This window comes from Azospirillaceae bacterium, assembly GCA_028283825.1.
GTDB lineage: Bacteria > Pseudomonadota > Alphaproteobacteria > Azospirillales > Azospirillaceae > Nitrospirillum.
This window is the reverse complement of sequence record JAPWJW010000001.1, coordinates 2,120,758-2,137,227: the sequence shown is the minus strand read 5'-3', so window position 1 is coordinate 2,137,227 and position 16,470 is coordinate 2,120,758. Positions and strand designations below refer to the sequence as shown.

Here is a 16,470-nt window from a genome sequence, read left to right as displayed (position 1 = left end):
CCCGCTCCGTCGCCTTCAGGCAGGCGTGTGGTAAATCTCCGCCCCCTGGGCGCGGAATGTTTCCGACATCTCGGCCATGCCCTGTTCGGCCTCGTCGAACGCCCCCTCCACGCCGGCCAGATCGCGCACTTCCTGGCTGATCTTCATGGAACAGAACTTCGGCCCGCACATGCTGCAGAAGTGCGCCAGCTTGGCGCCATCCGCCGGTAGGGTCTGGTCGTGGAACTTCTCCGCCGTGTCCGGGTCCAGCGACAGGTTGAACTGGTCGCGCCAGCGGAATTCGAACCGGGCGCGGCTCAGCGCGTCGTCGCGCAGGCGGGCGGCGGGGTGGCCCTTGGCCAGGTCGGCCGCGTGCGCCGCGATCTTGTAGGTCACGACACCCACCTTCACGTCGTCGCGGTCGGGCAGGCCCAGATGCTCCTTGGGCGTGACGTAGCACAGCATGGCGGTACCGAACCAGCCGATCTGCGCCGCCCCGATGGCGCTGGTGATGTGGTCATAGCCGGGCGCAATGTCGGTGGTCAGCGGCCCGAGGGTGTAGAACGGCGCCTCGCCGCACCACTTCAGCTGCAGGTCCATGTTCTCCTTGATCTTGTGCATGGGCACATGGCCCGGGCCCTCGATCATCACCTGCACGTCATGCTTCCAGGCGATCTGCGTCAGCTCGCCCAGGGTCTTCAGCTCGGCGAACTGGGCGGCGTCGTTGGCATCGGCGATGCTGCCGGGGCGCAGGCCGTCCCCGAGTGAGAAGGCCACGTCGTAGGCCTTCATGATCTCGCAGATCTCATTGAACCGGGTGTAGAGGAAGTTCTCCTGGTGATGCGCCAGGCACCACTTGGCCATGATGGAACCACCACGGGAGACGATGCCGGTGACGCGTTTGGCGGTCAGCGGGATGTGGGCCAGGCGCACGCCGGCGTGGATGGTGAAATAGTCCACACCCTGCTCGCACTGCTCGATCAGGGTGTCGCGGAACACCTCCCAGTTCAGATCCTCCGCCTTGCCGTTCACCTTCTCCAACGCCTGATAGATGGGAACGGTGCCGATGGGGACGGGGCTGTTGCGGATGATCCATTCGCGGATGGTGTGGATGTTGCGGCCGGTGGACAGGTCCATGACCGTGTCGGCGCCCCAGCGGATGGACCACACCAGCTTGTCCACCTCCTGCGCGACGGAGGAGGTGACGGCCGAATTGCCGATGTTGGCGTTGATCTTGACCAGGAAGTTGCGGCCGATGGCCATCGGCTCCGTTTCCGGGTGGTTGATGTTGTTGGGGATGATGGCGCGGCCGCGCGCGATCTCATCCCGCACGAACTCCGGCGTCACGAAGTCCGGGATGGCGGCCCCGAAACTTTCGCCGTCGCGCTCCAGCTGTTCCTTCAGCGCCTGGCGGCCCAGGTTTTCGCGGATGGCGACGTATTCCATCTCCGGCGTGACGATGCCGGCGCGGGCGTAGGCCAGCTGCGTCACCGCCTTGGTGCCGTCCTTGGCGCGCAAGGGCGCGCGGCCGGCGCGGTCGAACACCGGCACGGGGCTGGTCTCACCTTCCTTGAGGCCGTTATCCACCGCCTTGACGGTGCGCCCTTCGTACCGTTCCACATCGCCCCTCGCCTCGATCCAGCCGCGGCGCAGGTCCGTCAGGCCCAGGCGGATGTCGGTGGTGACGGTGGGATCGGTATAGGGGCCGGACGGATCGTAGACGCGCACCGCCGGCTCATTGGCGCTGGGGCTCAGGTCGATCTCGCGCATCGCCACCCGGATATCGGGATGGACGGTGCCGGCCACGTGCACCTTGCGGGACGCGGGCAGGGGGCCGGTGGTGACGGTGAAGCCGTCGGCATCCGGAATGGCGGCGGGGTTCAGGGGGGTATCGGGCATGGGGGCTCCTCCGTAGTCCGAACGCGGAGGCTCTCCGGCCTCGGGGGATGCGTTCGGCACGTCACATGTCGCCAACCCGGGGCAACGGCGGAGGAGATGGGGGTCGGCCGCTGCGGCTGCGGCCCTTCGGGGCGGATACGCGTGTGGATTCCGCATGCGGCGGATACGCGAAGGCCCCTGTTCCCATCCCTACGCCGGTACGATCCGGATCAGGTTCAAAGGGTCCCCGCGTCAACCCGCGGATCTCAGCGCCCTCCGGCGCACCCCTGGAACGAAGGCCGCAGCATGCGCAGGGCCGGCGGGCCCTGTCAATGGGGCGGGGAAATGAATGGTTGGGCCACGCGTTCAGGGGCGCGGCGTGACTTGGATCGTATTCACGGCCGTTCGTTTCAGGGCAATGACATAGCCGGCGACGGGTGTCAGCTTGCCCCCGGCGTCCTGCCAGGCGCCCAGGATATAAGTGCTGTCCTCCCGCCAGCCCAGGGTGCCGTGGGACAGGCGCAGGGTCAGGGGCCGGCCGGGGCCACGCCAGGTAAGCAGCGGGGCTTCGTCGATGAACTGGGGCCAACTGGCCCGCCATCCCGCTATCTCCGGCGCCACGTTCAGGCTGTTGGCAGGGGGAAGGTCGCCGGTCGTGATGCCGGGAAGGGATGGGAAGGTCTTGTGCGCGTCCTTCGCACTGGCTTGCTTGCTCCAGCCACTGTTCTCCACCGTCGTGGCCCAACCGGCCAGTTGTCCCTTCAGGGCCTCGCAAGTGGCGGTGTCGGCGGTGCATCCCCCTTCCGTCACCTGATAGGCCGTGCGGTAACCGGCCGAGACCTGGCAGGTGTCAGCCCATGCGCCGTTCACCAGGCTGCGGGTGCGCAAGGTGGCGGCGGTGATCTCGTTCTCGCCTACGATGAAGGCGGCGGTGCCGGTGACGCCCGTGCTGATTTCGCCGGCCGTGGCACTGGTGGACAGGGCACCGGCGCTCAAGCAATAGGTGCTTTCGTCGGCCTCTTCGGGCGGGGGTAGGGGAACCACGACGTCCGGACCGTTCAGTTTGAACCACGTGAAGCGCTGGCAACTCATGGAACCACCCACAGTCGACAGCACCATGTAGGCGGGTGGCGTTCCGAAGCGGCGTAGGTCGACCTGGCCGTTGATCATCTCCTCCAGGTAGGTTGCCAAGCGGTGGTTCCAGGCCGGGGTCAATTCCTGGTCATCGGTGGTGGCGTGCACCAAGCCGGCTTTGATCGCCTGGTCGTCCAGGCCGCTCTTCGGCACGATGCCGTCGGGCATGCGCACGGCGCTCAGGGTATTGGCCACCCGTTGGCAGAAGGGGGTGAACGGCGTGCCGTCCGCCAGGACGGACAGGGCGGCCCGGCGGAAGGGCAAGACCTTTGCCAAACAAGACTGAACCTCCCCCCGCGCACTATCGTCCGGCGGCGGCGGGCCCTGGACCGCGCCGCAGGAAAGGTTGCGATAGGCCAGCCACCGGCGCTGTTCGGCCTTGATGGCCTCCGCATTCGGGCCGGCTTTGGCCAGCGCCTGCCGGTAGAGTTGCGCGATGTCCGCATCCAGGGCGGCCAGCTTGGGATCGGCGCAGATGACCTTCTCCGCCGGCTTGGTTGCCGCCGCACAGTCGAAGCTGGGGGTCGGTGTTCGGGCATGGGGCCCACTGGCCCACAGCAACAGGGGTACGGCGGCGAGCGAGGGGGGGAAGCGGGGCACGGTCAAGCGTTCCAAGCGGTTAAAGTGATATCGAGGAAGGCTGCCGAGCAAGCCTAAGGCTTAAGCATCTGGGCCGGGGTTACGGCGGCCTTTACCGTGGGTGCGCCGACATCCTCGGGACTGGTGATGAGGGCGGCTGCGGGCACCCACTTTTCGCCCGCCTGGCGCCAGACGCTGATCAGCAAATCATCAATCGGATCGCCGTGGGAAGTGGTAAGGGCGCTGATGCCGACCACCAGTGCCTCTTTGGGGCCCCGCCATAGATAATGGGGCCCGCCCTCCACCTGGGAATAGGACCAGCCTTCCAGGCTGGGAAAGGCATTCAGGACCGGATTGTGCATCATCGTTTCGTCCACCTGGATGGCCGTGGCCTCCAAACCGGGGAAGCGATGGCCTGGGCCGGGACCCGGGGTATCGGGTTCCGGTTCGCCGAAGATGCGGGACCATTCCACGGCATGCTTCTTCAGAGCCTGGCAACTGGCCTCATCCACGTCGCAGGCGGATATCGTCAGGGAATAATCTTTGGCGTAGGTGACGTCGATGTCGCAGGTGTCGCCCCATTGCGCGCCTTCGGCTTGGCGGATGCTCAGGCTTTCTTTGTTCCACGTGACCAGGGCTGGATGGTTGGCGGCGTCCCCTGCCAGGGTGAGCATGTCAAAGCCGTTGTCGTGCAGGCCGTAGTCACAGAAGCCGTCCTCGGTTCCGTCCGGCAGGGGCAGGGCTTGCAACCCGCCATCCGCCCCACGCTGGAAGACGATGAAGTTGGTGCAAGCCTCCGAGGCCTTGCCCGTGACGTAAATCTGCGCGATGGCATAGTTTTTGCCAATCACATCCACGTGGCCATCGTCACTTCCAATCTCATCGCGCAGTTCGCGGGCCATACGGAACATCTGCGCCACTTGCCCGGTCGATAAGGGCTTTTCAGGCGCGGGCTCGAAAAGGAGGCCGGCCGTCCGCAATCGGTCCTCCAGCGTGCCGTCCGGAATGCCGCCGTTGGCGTTGCGCAGGATGCGGAAAGTAGCCGCGACCCGTTCACAGATCGGCAGCGGTGCCTTTTGGGATGCCAGCACGGACAGGGCGGCGCGGCGGGCGGTCAGCCAACCGGGCAAACTGTTCTTGGCCACCCCGATCTGTCCCTGGGTATCCAGGACCCGCCCGTCCTGGACGAACAGGCCGTCCCGACCTTGCAGCCACCGCCGCTGTTCGATTTTCAGCGCTTCGGCCGCCGGGCCGGCCTTGGCCTGTGCCGTCTTGTAGAGGGCAGCGATTTCCGCATCCAGGGCCGCAAGCTTGGCGTCGGCGCAGATTGCTTTCTCTGCCGGCCTGTTGGCGGCGGCACAGTCGAAGCTAGGGCCTGGGGTGGCCGCTTGCGCCGTGACGGAAAGGAGCGAGACGGCGGTGATCAGGAAAGGGAGGTGATTCACGGCGGCAGGCAACCGATGTGGGGACGGGGCGCGCCAGAATTAAGCATTCTTGTCAACAATGCCACAGGCTGTTGATGGTGGGGCGTCAGGGCTTGCCCTGGCTTGCCGTCACCGCCGGCGTCCCCACCCTTATTTGGTTGATGGCGTAGGCGGCCACCGGGGTCAGCGCGTCGCCCTCCCGACGCCAGACGCCCAGGATCATGGGGCCGGGCTGCCAGTTCACCATGCCGGGCGACAGCCGCAGGACCAGCGGGCCGCCGGGGCTTTGCCAATCCTGCAAGGGCGCCTCCTCCTCGAAGAAGGGCAGGCCCGTATAGGTCCAGCCATCCAGGCTGGGGATCTTCAGGGGAAAGTCCTGGACCGGCCCCGAATGCGGGGCCAGGCCGTCCAGTGCCGGATAGTCGGGGCGGCCGGGCGGGTGGTCGGCGCCGGTGGACCAGGGGCTGGCCGCCAGCGCGGCGGCCCAGCGCGGTGCGTTCGCGGTCACCGCCTGGCAGGTGGCTGCGTCGGCGGCGCAGCGGCCATCGCCCAGCCGGAAGACCGTCTGATAGGTTGCGTCGATACGGCAGGTGCGGCCCCAGCGGTCGCCCAGGACGGGCCGGATGCGGATGTTCGGGCGGTCGGGCCGGGCCATGGGCCGGGTTGGGCCGGAATCCTGGGCGAAGAAGACGGGCGCGCCGATGGCGTCCGTGCCGAAGCCCACCGTCTCCGACCAGCAATAGGCGGCGTTCCGTTCGGACCGCGCCTCCGGCGCCGGCAGGGCGGGGCCGCCGTTGCCGGCCGTGTCCAGCCAATGGACGCTGAAAGTTCGTGCATGAGGCGCCGTCGTCCAGCGATGTCACCGCCACGTGATGATGGCCGAAGGGAACCACCGCCATCTGGTCGCCGGCGTCCTGCGTGGCCTCGGCCGGCAGGCGCTGGCGCCAATCCTCGGTCAGGTCCTCTTCCGTCGCCGGGGTCAGCAGCCCGGCGGCGATCAACTGTTCATCCAGGTCGCTGGCCGGCGGGGCACCGTCGATGCCGCGCGCGGCCCCTAGCGTGGCGGCGGCCCGATCACAGAAGTCTTGCGCCGGCTTGGCCGCCTGCACGGCCAGGGCGGCCCGGCGCAGCGGCAGGGTGCGTGCCAGGCAGGTGCGCGCCCGTTCGTCATCCGCCGGCGCCAGGTCGCCGCACAGCCGGTCGCGCGTTGCCAGCCACCGCGCCTGTTCGGCCGCGACGATGGGGCCCCGCCGGCCCGCCTTGGCCAGGGCCAGCCGGTACAGCCGGGCGATCTCCGCATCCTCGGCCGCCAGTGCCGGGTTGGCGCAGATCATCCGCTCCGTCCGCTTGGGCAGGGCGGCGCAGTCGGCGCCGGCACGGGCCACGCCGGCGGCGAACGCCGAGACGCTGATCAGGGCCAACGTGGACACGGTCAGGGCGCGGCGGGCGCGCCACCAAGGGGGCATGGCGGGATCGGGGTGCTGTGGGAACCTCAGCCCGGGTTCTTCTTGTAGGCGTCGATGACGCCGTTCCATTCCTCGATCAACGCCTTGTGCTCGGTCATGGCGTCGCTCTTGGCCTTGTCCAGGCACTTCAGGTAGGCGGTCTGCTTGGCGGTGTAGTCGGCCACCTTCTTTTGCGCCGTCTCCATGTCCGGCCCCGTGGTCTTCTTGCCGGGGGGCAGCTTGGGGCGGTCGGGGCGGGTGCAGGCGGCACCTTCGGCCATCGCAGGCGCCACGGTGGCGGTCATCAGCGGCAGGGCGGCCAGAAGGGCGGCCAGCGCCAAGCGGGTACGGGTCATGGGCATTCTGCGATGTGAATGTTGAAGGGGAATCGGTTCAGCCCTGGCCGCGTGCCAGGCCGTCCAGGGCATGGGCGTAAGGCGACAGGTCATAACCCTGGCGGCCGGCGGCCTCGATGATCTCACCCACCGGGGTGCCCTTGGACGCCGCACCCAGCGACCACAGGATGGTGCAACGGGTGCCGGAGCGGCAGTGGGCCAGGACCGGGCCGGGCAGGGCGTCCAGCGCCTCGGCGAAGGCGGCGGCGGTCTGCGGCCCCAGGTTCATGTTATTGACCGGCAGGTACAGATATTCCAGGCCCGCTTCCTTGGCCAGTTCGGCGGCACGGGTGTGGGTCAGCTGGCCCGGCTCTTCCCCGTCGGGGCGGTTGTTGATGATGGTGCGGAAGCCCAGGGCCTTGGCCTGGGCGATGTCCGCCTCCTCAATCTGCGGGGAGACGCTCAGCGTGTCGGTCAGCGGGCGGGGGTTCAGCATGGGCTGCGGGCTCCGGTCAAGGACGCCCGAGGGGATCCGGGCGGGAATGTCGGGTGAAGCTACCTCCATCCCCCGCCCGGTTCCAGTGCCGGCTTGAATCGGCTGATTGGTGTGGCGTTCAGTCAAGGCCGGCGGCTGCCGGCCCGGACCGGTCAGGTCCGTGAGGCAAGGCCACGGATGTGGCCGCCCGCCACCTGAGGGCAAGGAAAAAACTCAGCGTTGGTCCTTCACCACTTCGCCGCCCTTGATGACGACGGGGATGTGTTCCAGCAGGGTCACATCGGCCAGGGGGTCACCCTTGACCGCCACCAGGTCGCCATAGCGGCCAACGGCGACGGCGCCGATGTCCTTGTCCGTGCCCATGGCTTCGGCGGCATTGCGGGTGGCGGCGCGGATGGCCTCCATCGCCGGCATGCCCCACTGCACCATCTTGGCGAACTGCTTGCCATTGTCGCCGTGCGGGTAGACGCCGGCGTCGGTGCTGAAGATCATCTTCACGCCGGCCTTGTAGGCCTTGGCGAAGTTCTCGCGCTGCACGCGGCCGATCTTGCGTTCCTTCTCCAGGCTTTCCGGCAGCATGCCGGCCTTGGCCCCTTCCGACAGGATGTAGTCGTCGTCGTAGATGTCCATGCCCAGCCAGGTGCCGTGCTTCTTGGCCATCTCGATGCCTTCGTCGTCGATCAGGCTGGCGTGCTCGATGGTGTCGATGCCGGCGCGGATGGACGCCTTGATGCCGTCGGTGCCGTGGGCGTGGGCGGCCACCTTCATGCCCAGGGCGTGGGCCTCCTTGGCGATGGCGTCCAGTTCCTCCTGCGTCAGCTGCTGGGCGCCGGGGCTGTCGCCCTTGGACAGCACGCCGCCGGTGGCGCAGACCTTCACCAGGTCGGCGCCGAACTTCTTCACCCAGCGCACCTTCTGCACCATGGCCCAGGGGCCGTCGGCCACACCCTCGCCCACGCGGCCATAGTCGGCCGGCAGCAGGTTCTCATCGCAATGGCCGCCGGTGGCGCCCAGCAGCGGGCCGGACACCTTCATGCGCGGGCCTGGCACCAGGCCGCTGTCGATGGCGTTGCGCAGGGCCACGTCGGTGAAGGCGTCGGCGCCCACGTTGCGCACGGCGGTGAAGCCGGCCAGCAGGGTCAGGCGGGCGTTGGCCACGCCGGCGATGGCCTTGTCCGCCGTGCTGACGCCCAGGGATTCATAACCGTTCCAGGTGGGCTGGAAAGTCAGGTGGGTGTGCATGTCGATCAGGCCGGGCAGCAGGGTCAGGCCGGGCAGGGCCACCGTGCGGGCGTCGGCCGGCGCCGTCACGGCGCCTTGTGTGCCCACTGCCGTGATGCGGCCGTCGACGATCAGCACCGCCGGCTTGTCCACCGTCTTGCCCGCCAGCACGTCGACCAGATGGTCGGCCGTCACCAGCACCGTGTCCGCCTGGGCGCCGACCGGAAGGATTGCCGCCAGGGCGCAAAGGGCGGTGGCGGCCAGGATGGCCTTGGCGCCGGCGCGCTTGCGCATGGTGTGGCTCCGGGACGGCACGGCGGGGGAACGTGGCATGGGCTTCTTCTTTTGATGGTGGTTAAAAGATTGACGCGAAGGTGCCGTCCCCATCCCCCCGGCGTCAACAGGGCGACAATGCCGTTGGCCGGGGAGGCGCATTACCCTTTTTGTCGCACCGTAAACCGAGCATTAAAAAAATGTCAGGAAACGGCGACAGGATATGCGAGGGTGTGCGTGGAAATGTGTGCGACGCCGTAAAACGGTGCGCGACCGGCCCAGCGCAAAGGCGCGGGCTTGAACCGATTAACCTCCCAAATTGGGATCCCATAACAATCCAGGCGGCCGCGGATGCGGCTGATTCCAGAGCGCGCCCATATGTGTGGCGCACCACCCGGTCAGTGGCGAGAGGGCCGGGGTGGGGTGCCGGGCGGCGCCGGAATCAGTCGCGTTGGGGTTCTGGAATGTGGCGCCGGCCTTCATTGGCCGGGGTGGCCTGCTCCGTGTCGCTGTTAGCGGCGGCGGACGATGGCGGCTGGCCTGGCTTGATCCCGGGCGGGCCAAAAAAAACGGCTGATTTGGTGCCCTGCGTCTGGGCGGCGGGTGGCTTCCAGTCCTTCAGGGCTGCGGCCACCAGGCGCTGTTCCATGCGTTCCATCATGCCGGGCGGTGGTTCGGCGTCGGGCACGTCCTCAGCGATCAGACGTTCCAGCCGGCGCATTTCCCGTACGCGGATGCGGGCTTCCAGCGAAGAAATAAGAAGTGCCGCGACGCCGCGTTGATACTCGACGGGCCAAGCACGGAGCTGCGCTCCATATTGGCACAGCAAATCGTCGAGTTCCTCAGGCGTCATCAAAAGCATCCCGGGGCCGTATGGACGTTTTACGAAAGGCGATGCGAAGGCGCTGGCGGGCGCGTTTCAACAAGGCTTCCGCCGCCACGACGGTTGTATTCATTGCCGCCGCCACTTCGGCCGCGGACATCGATTGATCGTAATATAGGGCCAGCGCCACTTGCTGACTAGTGGGAAGTCGTTGCCGTTCTGTCCGCAAAACTGTCGCCAATTCCTTTTCCAGGACAATTTCGTCGAAGCTCTGGCTGTCGTCCAGGATGTCTTCGGCCAGATCCAGGCTGTTTTCGGCGGGCCGGCGGCGATAATCGATGCAGCGGTTGATGACGATGCGGTGGATCCAGGTGGTGAACTTGGCGCTGACGGGCTGCCAGGTTTCCCGATGGTTCCACACCTGCAGGAAGGCGTCCTGCACCACGTCCTCCGCATCGCTGTCGTTGGGCAGGATGCGGCGGGCCACGGCGTACAGGCGGCGGAAGTAGCGTCGGATCAACAGGCGGTAGGCGTCGACGTTGCCCGTCTTCAGCAACGCCATCAGCGTCTCGTCGGTGGCGTTGGCAAGGCCGCCGTCACCCAGCACGGGGGTCACGACCGTCACGCCGTCATCCCGAACCACGCCGGCCATGCCGCCGCGCGGATAAGTGGAGCTTGTCATACGTCACCGCCATTCGTCTTTTTCCCCGCGCGGGTTGTCCCGCGCGCGGTCTTCATTGATCCACCCCGACCTGGCCCCAACCAGGCAGAATCCCCGACCTCTCGTCTTCCAGTTCCGGGGTTCCGGTTTCAGCCGGCACCCCCTTGTCCTTCGTTCCGGTTTTCTCCTGGGCCACCCCCATGGCTTGCAAGGGAAATCACCGGATTCTGATTGTTAAACGGGGCAAACGCCGCCGGTTGTTCCCGAAATCGACAGGCATGCAAATTTATTCAGCTTCCTTTTGGCTTCCGCATCCACAGGCGCCGGTGCAGGGCCAGGCGTTCCTGGATGCGCCGCACGCGGTTGGGCACGTCGCGGCCGCCCGCCGCCCGCCCCAGCGCCATGATAAAGGCGCCATAGAGTTGGTTCAGCGCCTGGCCGGTGTGACCGCCCACATGGTTGGTCATCACCACCTGCAGGCCGGTGTAGATCTTGATGGCGCGCACGATGTCGCCATGGAACTGTTCGAAATGCCCATCGCGGGCATGACGCTCCGCCGACATGCATAACTGGATGGCCCGGTCCTGCAACGCCTCCACCACCTTGTGCGGCGGCAGGGTCTCATTGGCGGTCCGGTAGGCGCTCGATGCGTGCTTGGACGCGGTGTAATTCATGGCCGTCTGTTCGCTTTTTCTGGAGGGAAACGCCGTTTTCGAAAATCTCTGTCGCCCTCCGGCCGATGACGGCCGGAGCCGTCATCAGCTGCTGCTGCTATTGGCTGCCGCGGTGTTGGCCTTCAGCGTCTTCAGCAGTGTCTGTGCCGATGACGCCTGGGCTTCCAACTGCGCGTAGTAGGTTGTCAGCTGCGTTCCATACGCTTCGGCTTGGCTGCGGATATCGTCGGCCTGACTGGTCAGGTCGGTGTCGTAGCTCGTCAGGTTGTCGATGTTGGTTTGCAGCGTGCCGGTGTCGACGTTCGCCGCATTGTCCGACGTGGTGTACATGATGTCGGCCAGTCCGGCGCTGACACTGACGTTGACTGTCTGGCTCTCCGCTCCCGTATAAACCATCGACATCCCTGCATACTGCGTGCCAGCGGCACCGGTAATCAGGTTGCCGCTGACGTTAAAAAGGGAGGTGTCGCCATCGACGCCGGCGGACGCGATGGTGCCGTCGTCATTCATGGTGATCTGCAGGCCGAAGGACATGCTGGACGTGCTGTCCGGGTTGGCCAGCAGGGATAGCGAAGTCGAGCTTGAGCTGAAGTTGTAGCCCAGCAAGGTCTCAAGATCGTTAAGGTTGTCGGCCAGCGCGCTGTCCAGGGTGGTGCTGTCGATGGCCAGCGTGTTGTCGGTGTTGAAGGTGATGCCCAGCGACGACAGCGAATAGCTGCCGAACGTCATGTTCAACGCGTCCTGCAGCGAGGTGGAGATGGAACGGACGTCGCTGTCGGCGAACAGCACGGCGGAACTGGCCGGCGTGCCGTCGGTGCCCGTGGCCTGCTGCACGGAAATGAAGTCGCGCACCGCGTTATAGGCGGTGACGAAGGTGGAAATGCCGGTCTTGATGGCGCTGAGGTTGGCGGTCAGTTCCATGCTGATGGTGGAGTCCGGCACGGCCGTGTACAGGTCCAGCGTCACGCCATCCAGCACGTCGCTGATGATGTTGCTGGTGCGGCTGATGTCGATGCCGTCCACCTCGATGTCCGACCCTTGCGCCGCCGTCAGTTCGTCGGCGTAGGACCCGTCGGAATTGGTGACACCCAGCGAAGTCATGATGCCGCTGCTGTCGTTGGTGAACTCGATCGGTTCGCCTTCGTCGGTGGCGGTCAGCACCAGCTGGTAGGAACTGCTGGAAACCTGGACGATGCTGGCCGCCACGTCGGTGGTGCCGGTCAGCTTGTTGATGTTGTTGACGATGTCCTTGAGGCTGTCGGTGCTGGCCACGGTCAGCGTGGCGGTGGAACCGCCGGACAGGCCGATGGTGAGCGAACCGGTCAGGCCCAGCGCCGTCGTCTGGCTGGTCTGCGTGCCGCCGCCCAGTTTTTCCGCCGTCGCCAACTGGTTGATCACGACCGTGTGTGTGCCCGTGGCGGTGCCGTCATCGACGGTCACGCCCAGCATGTCGGAGGCGGAAACGTCGGTGCTGCCGCCCGACAGATAGGCGGTGCGTTCAGAGAACAGGTTGGTGGCGGTGCTGCTGACCGGATTGGACAGGGCTTCCGCCGCGGTCGCCAGGTTGTTCAGCAGCGTCTGGAAATCTTCATAGGCGGAGATCTTGGTTTCGTTGTTCGTGACCTCGGTGTCGATCGAATCCGCCCGCGTCTCCCGCGCCGCCACGGCGGCGGCGACCAACGCCGAATAGTCCAGGCCCGTCACTGAGGATGAGGAACCGGAACTCGTGCTGGTGCTCGTCGTGGTACTTGAGCCGCTGGTGGAAATGGTTGAGACCGACGTCATGATCGAAACCCCGCTGCGCGCGCCGCGTTCCGTCAGCCGCTAGGCGGACGGATAAGTGGAAACAGGAAAAAGAGAACGGGGGCGCCGGTTGAGGGCGCCCCCGCGCGCATCCTCACTGCAGAAGTTTCAGCAGCTGGGAGGGAAGCTGGTTGGCCTTGGACAAGGCGTCGATGCCGGCCTGGACCAACGTGTCCTCGTTGGCCAGGTTGGTTTCCTCCGACGCGACGTCGACGTCCATGATGGCCGATTCCGCGGCCGTCTGGTTTTCGATCGAGGTCGAGATCATCTCGCTCTGGTATTCAAAGCGGGAGATCTGGGCACCGACCTTGGCGCGGGCCGTGGACAGGGTGCTGATCGCCGACTGGATGACCGAGATCGCCGACACGGCGCCATCGGCCGTGGAGACGCTGGTGCCCGACAGGCCCAGGGCGCTGCTGCTGACCGTGGTCAGCTGGATGGTCAGCGTGTCCGAGGTGGACGTGCCCACCAGGAAGGTGACGCCCGACGCCCAGTTGCCCGTGCCGTCCAGCAAGCTCTGGCTGTCGAAACGGGTACCGGACGCGATGCTGTCCACTTCGCTCGTCAGCTGCTGGAATTCGGCGTCGACGTAGCTGCGTTCCGTATCCGTCACAGTACCTGAGTCGGATTCGGTGGCCAGCGATTCCATGCGCTGCAGGATGTCGGCGATGCGGGCCATGCCGCCGTCCGCCGCCTGCAGGATGGATTCACCGTTCGAAGCGTTGGTCGACGCCTGGTTCAGCATGGTGACGTCGGACTGGATCGAGGTGCCGACGGCCAGGCCGGCGGCGTCGTCCGACGCCTTGGTGATGCGGGAACCGGAGGCGATCTTGGAGACCGACGACGATTCATCCGCGGAGTTGATGTTCAAATAACGCAGGGCGGAATTCGCCGCTGTGTTGGTCGAGACTACAGGCATCTAAACCTCCATCTGGTTGGCGAGAGGATGATGGGGTTGCCGCGTTTTGCGACCGGGCCATACTCCCCCTCACACGGTTCAACGGCAGATCAGATGGAAGCGGGCGCATTTTTTTCGCATATTCGCGAGAAATTTTTCGACCCGCTACAAGTAGGTCACCAGACTCATTTTCTGCGACGCGGCAATAGCCTGCATGGTCGCCTCTAACGACGTTTGAAGCGTCGTCACTGTTGTGGACACTTCTGCCAGGTCCACGCTTTTTATATCGCTGCTCTGGTCCGAGGCGAAGGTCTGTATATCGTTCAGATGGGTGACTGCCGATTGTATTCTAGAGGAGCTGATCGACAATGTTTGCGACATGTCGCTGAGCCCGGATGAGGCGTCGTTCACCAGATCCAGGGCCGTGGTCAGGGTGTCGTCGTCCAGCGGGCTGGTGTTGGCCATCATGTTCAGGGCCCGCATCAGCTTCTCGATGGATGGGTCGCTGGCGGTGACGCCGTAGCTGATGGACTGGGTGCCGGACACCTGGACCGAGGCCGTGGTGTCCGTGCCGCTGTAATAGCTGGTGTCGCTGCCGCTGTCGGATGTCAGGGCGGGGTAGGTGCTGCTGTCCACCGAAACCGGGGCCTTGTCGGTTTCGGTGCCGCCGAACAGGTATTGGCCGCCGTAGGTGTCGTTCAGCGTCGACGCCACGTCCGACAGCCAGCCCGACGCCTCTTCCTGATATGTCGCGCGTTCAGTATCGTCGGCGGACATCGCCTCGCTGATGGCGGTCTTCAGGCTGGTGGCGACGTCGGAGATGCTGGAGATGTCGGACGAGATGGCGTCGATCTTGGTGATGGCGACGTTGGCGTTGTCGGCCAGCGTGGTGTTGTAGCTGACCTCGCTTTCCAGGTTGACCAGCAGCTTGACGTTGCCGTTCAGGCCGGTGCTGGCCAGGCCCGCGTAGGTCTGGGACTTGGAACTGGTCGATTCCTGCACTTCCGCCGCGTTCAACGTGGATTCGTTGCTCAGCATGTACTGAACCAGGGCGGTGTGCGCGCCGTAGGTGGAGATCCGTACGCTCATCTTCAGGGCTCCCTCAGCTCACCATCTCGATGGTGGCCGTGAACATTTCCTGCAGCGCCGACATGATCTTGGCGGCGGCCTGGTAGGCCTGCTCCAGGGTCGAGACCATGGCCGTCTCCTCATCCAGGCTGACGCCGGACTGCGAGCTCAGCGCCGTGGTGGCGGTGTCCAGGGCGGAACTGGCGGTGTCCGCCTTGGTGGACAGCGATGAGGCGGTGTTGGCGGCACTGCTGATGATGGTGGCGGCATAGCCCGACAGCGAGGTGCTGGCTTTGGCCAGGCCACCGGCGGAGGCGAAGGACTGGGTGCCGGTGAAGGCGCTTTCCAGGGCGTCGATGGTGCTGACATCGCCGGAGGTGATGGCGGTGTCGCCCACCGCCAGGTCGGCGCTGTCCGACACGGTGCCGGTGGGCAGCAGGGACGGATCGGCGGCCAGGCTGCTGTTCAGGGCGATGTCGCTGGCGCCCGTGCCGGTCAGCACGTCGTTCAGCCCGAAATACATCGAGGCGCCCTCGGCGTTGTCGCCGACGCTGCTGTCCATCTCGTTCACGGCGATGCCGTCGCTGCTGTCCGCTGCGGCGATGGTCAGGTGGCCGTTGGCGTCGATGCTGGCGGTGAAGTTGCCGCTGGAATTGATCGTGTCCATCAGGTCCTGGACCGAGGACACGGTGCTGAGGTCGACATCCAGCACGGCGGCGGCGTCACCGTCGCTGTCCACCGCCACCAGGCGCATGGTGCCGGTGCCCGACAGGCTGTCGCTGGCGCTGACCGAGGTCGTGCCCGTCAGCGAGGCCGCCGCCGGATAGCTGCTCCCCTGGTTGGAGATGGTGTTGACCGTGGTGATGATGGTGGAGGCCAGGTTGTCCAGGCGGCTCTGCTGGTCCACCAGGGTGTCGTCGCGCAGGGTCACCAGGGCACCGATGGCGCCGGTCTGCATGGTGCTGGTGATGTCGGTGCCGTCCACCGTGATGCCGCTGAAGCCCGTGGGATAGGTGGTGCTGGCGTCGACCGAGCTGGCGGTGGTGTAGCTCAGGGTGTGGGCGGTCGTGCCCACCAGCACCTGGCCCGAACTGGTGGACACCTGCATGGAACCGGTGCTGTCCACCGAATAGCTGACGCCCATGTAGCTGGACAGGGTCTCAAGCTGCTGGTCGCGCTGGTCTTCCAGGTCGGCGGTGGACTGGCCGGCCGCCTTGGCCGCCACGATCTGCTGGTTCAGCGAGGCGATGCTGGTGATGGCCGTGTTGGCGGCGGTGACATCGGTGGCGATGTCGCTGTCGGCCTGGGCGCGCAGGCTCTGGATGGTGCTGGACGCCGTGGCTATGGTGGTGGCCATGTCCGACAGCGCGTTCACGGCCACGCTCTTGTCCGCGTCGGCGCCGGTGTCGGCCGACAGGGTGGACAGGTCGCTGGTCACCGTGTCGATGACGTCGGAAATGGAGGTGCTGCCCGAGACGGTGCCGTAGGCCGTGTCCACATTGGCCATGTAGCTGCTCATCACGCTGGCCTGCGAATTGGCCGACGTGGCGGAAACCACCTGCTGCAACAGATACTTGTCCACGTCGCGCGTGACGCTGCTGACCTCGACGCCGGACGATTGGCCGTTGACGGTGACGGCCGTGTCGTTCGCGGTCTTCTTGCTGTAGCCCGCCGTGTTGGCATTGGCCGTGTTGGCGCTGGTGACGGTGATGGCCGTCTGCGTGGCCGACAGGGCGGATTGGGCGATGGAGGCAGCGGTCCGGAGCGACATGGTTTCTG

The 16,470-nt window shown here is 66.0% G+C and carries 14 protein-coding genes and 1 riboswitch; all 14 genes read right to left on the bottom strand.

Translation table 11 applies throughout. From position 1 onward, the window contains the following. Positions 1–15: 15 nt before the first annotated feature. On the bottom strand, positions 16–1,878 hold the full coding sequence (gene thiC, locus PW843_08635) for a phosphomethylpyrimidine synthase ThiC (GenBank protein ID MDE1146675.1): 1,863 nt from the start codon (positions 1,876–1,878) through the stop codon (positions 16–18). Positions 1,879–2,045: 167 nt separating this feature from the next. Further along, a riboswitch (TPP riboswitch) is annotated at positions 2,046–2,156 on the bottom strand. 67 nt (positions 2,157–2,223) lie between these two features. Beyond that, positions 2,224–3,591 carry a lysozyme inhibitor LprI family protein gene (locus PW843_08630; GenBank protein MDE1146674.1) on the bottom strand — a complete coding sequence of 456 codons (1,368 nt, stop codon included), beginning with the start codon at positions 3,589–3,591 and terminating at the stop codon, positions 2,224–2,226. Between the two features lie 53 nt (positions 3,592–3,644). Beyond that, entirely contained in the window at positions 3,645–5,015 is a 1,371-nt protein-coding gene (locus PW843_08625) for a lysozyme inhibitor LprI family protein (GenBank protein MDE1146673.1), read from the bottom strand. Between the two features lie 85 nt (positions 5,016–5,100). Then, the gene (locus PW843_08620) at positions 5,101–5,718 is read right to left on the bottom strand and encodes a hypothetical protein (protein MDE1146672.1); all 618 of its coding nucleotides are present in this window, start codon (positions 5,716–5,718) and stop codon (positions 5,101–5,103) included. Positions 5,719–6,486: 768 nt separating this feature from the next. After that, positions 6,487–6,795: a hypothetical protein gene (locus tag PW843_08615; GenBank protein MDE1146671.1), complete on the bottom strand. Its 309-nt coding sequence runs from the start codon at positions 6,793–6,795 to the stop codon at positions 6,487–6,489. Between the two features lie 37 nt (positions 6,796–6,832). Then, on the bottom strand, positions 6,833–7,270 hold the full coding sequence (locus PW843_08610; protein MDE1146670.1) for a TIGR01244 family sulfur transferase: 438 nt from the start codon (positions 7,268–7,270) through the stop codon (positions 6,833–6,835). Positions 7,271–7,483: 213 nt separating this feature from the next. Beyond that, positions 7,484–8,824, bottom strand: coding sequence for an amidohydrolase family protein (locus tag PW843_08605; protein MDE1146669.1), 1,341 nt, complete (start codon positions 8,822–8,824; stop codon positions 7,484–7,486). A gap of 382 nt (positions 8,825–9,206) precedes the next feature. Continuing rightward, positions 9,207–9,617 (bottom strand): hypothetical protein, encoded by a 411-nt coding sequence (locus PW843_08600; GenBank protein MDE1146668.1) that lies wholly within the window; start codon positions 9,615–9,617, stop codon positions 9,207–9,209. After that, positions 9,607–10,269, bottom strand: a complete 663-nt coding sequence (locus PW843_08595; protein MDE1146667.1) for a sigma-70 family RNA polymerase sigma factor — start codon at positions 10,267–10,269, stop codon at positions 9,607–9,609. Before PW843_08595 ends, PW843_08600 begins: the two co-directional genes overlap by 11 nt. Before the next feature lie 269 nt (positions 10,270–10,538). Next, entirely contained in the window at positions 10,539–10,922 is a 384-nt protein-coding gene (locus PW843_08590; protein MDE1146666.1) for a flagellar protein FliS, read from the bottom strand. Positions 10,923–11,006: 84 nt separating this feature from the next. Continuing rightward, the gene (fliD, locus tag PW843_08585; GenBank protein MDE1146665.1) at positions 11,007–12,707 is read right to left on the bottom strand and encodes a flagellar filament capping protein FliD; all 1,701 of its coding nucleotides are present in this window, start codon (positions 12,705–12,707) and stop codon (positions 11,007–11,009) included. A 112-nt stretch (positions 12,708–12,819) separates the two neighbouring features. Next, a complete protein-coding gene (locus PW843_08580; protein ID MDE1146664.1) occupies positions 12,820–13,644 on the bottom strand; it encodes a flagellin in 825 nt (274 codons plus the stop codon). A 144-nt stretch (positions 13,645–13,788) separates the two neighbouring features. After that, complete coding sequence (locus tag PW843_08575) at positions 13,789–14,712, bottom strand: flagellin (GenBank protein MDE1146663.1); 924 nt, start codon at positions 14,710–14,712, stop codon at positions 13,789–13,791. Positions 14,713–14,725: 13 nt separating this feature from the next. Further along, a complete protein-coding gene (flgK, locus tag PW843_08570; GenBank protein ID MDE1146662.1) occupies positions 14,726–16,462 on the bottom strand; it encodes a flagellar hook-associated protein FlgK in 1,737 nt (578 codons plus the stop codon). Positions 16,463–16,470: the final 8 nt, after the last annotated feature.

Bases quoted from the DNA above. Each gene is read 5' to 3' on its own strand.
- thiC (MDE1146675.1), bottom strand. From the start codon at position 1,878: ATGCCCGATACCCCCCTGAACCCCGCCGCCATTCCGGATGCCGACGGC.
- PW843_08615 (MDE1146671.1), bottom strand. From the start codon at position 6,795: ATGACCCGTACCCGCTTGGCGCTGGCCGCCCTTCTGGCCGCCCTGCCG.
- PW843_08610 (MDE1146670.1), bottom strand. From the start codon at position 7,270: ATGCTGAACCCCCGCCCGCTGACCGACACGCTGAGCGTCTCCCCGCAG.
- PW843_08605 (MDE1146669.1), bottom strand. From the start codon at position 8,824: ATGCCACGTTCCCCCGCCGTGCCGTCCCGGAGCCACACCATGCGCAAG.
- PW843_08600 (MDE1146668.1), bottom strand. From the start codon at position 9,617: ATGACGCCTGAGGAACTCGACGATTTGCTGTGCCAATATGGAGCGCAG.
- PW843_08595 (MDE1146667.1), bottom strand. From the start codon at position 10,269: ATGACAAGCTCCACTTATCCGCGCGGCGGCATGGCCGGCGTGGTTCGG.
- PW843_08590 (MDE1146666.1), bottom strand. From the start codon at position 10,922: ATGAATTACACCGCGTCCAAGCACGCATCGAGCGCCTACCGGACCGCC.
- fliD (MDE1146665.1), bottom strand. From the start codon at position 12,707: ATGACGTCGGTCTCAACCATTTCCACCAGCGGCTCAAGTACCACGACG.
- PW843_08580 (MDE1146664.1), bottom strand. From the start codon at position 13,644: ATGCCTGTAGTCTCGACCAACACAGCGGCGAATTCCGCCCTGCGTTAT.
- PW843_08575 (MDE1146663.1), bottom strand. From the start codon at position 14,712: ATGAGCGTACGGATCTCCACCTACGGCGCGCACACCGCCCTGGTTCAG.
- flgK (MDE1146662.1), bottom strand. From the start codon at position 16,462: ATGTCGCTCCGGACCGCTGCCTCCATCGCCCAATCCGCCCTGTCGGCC.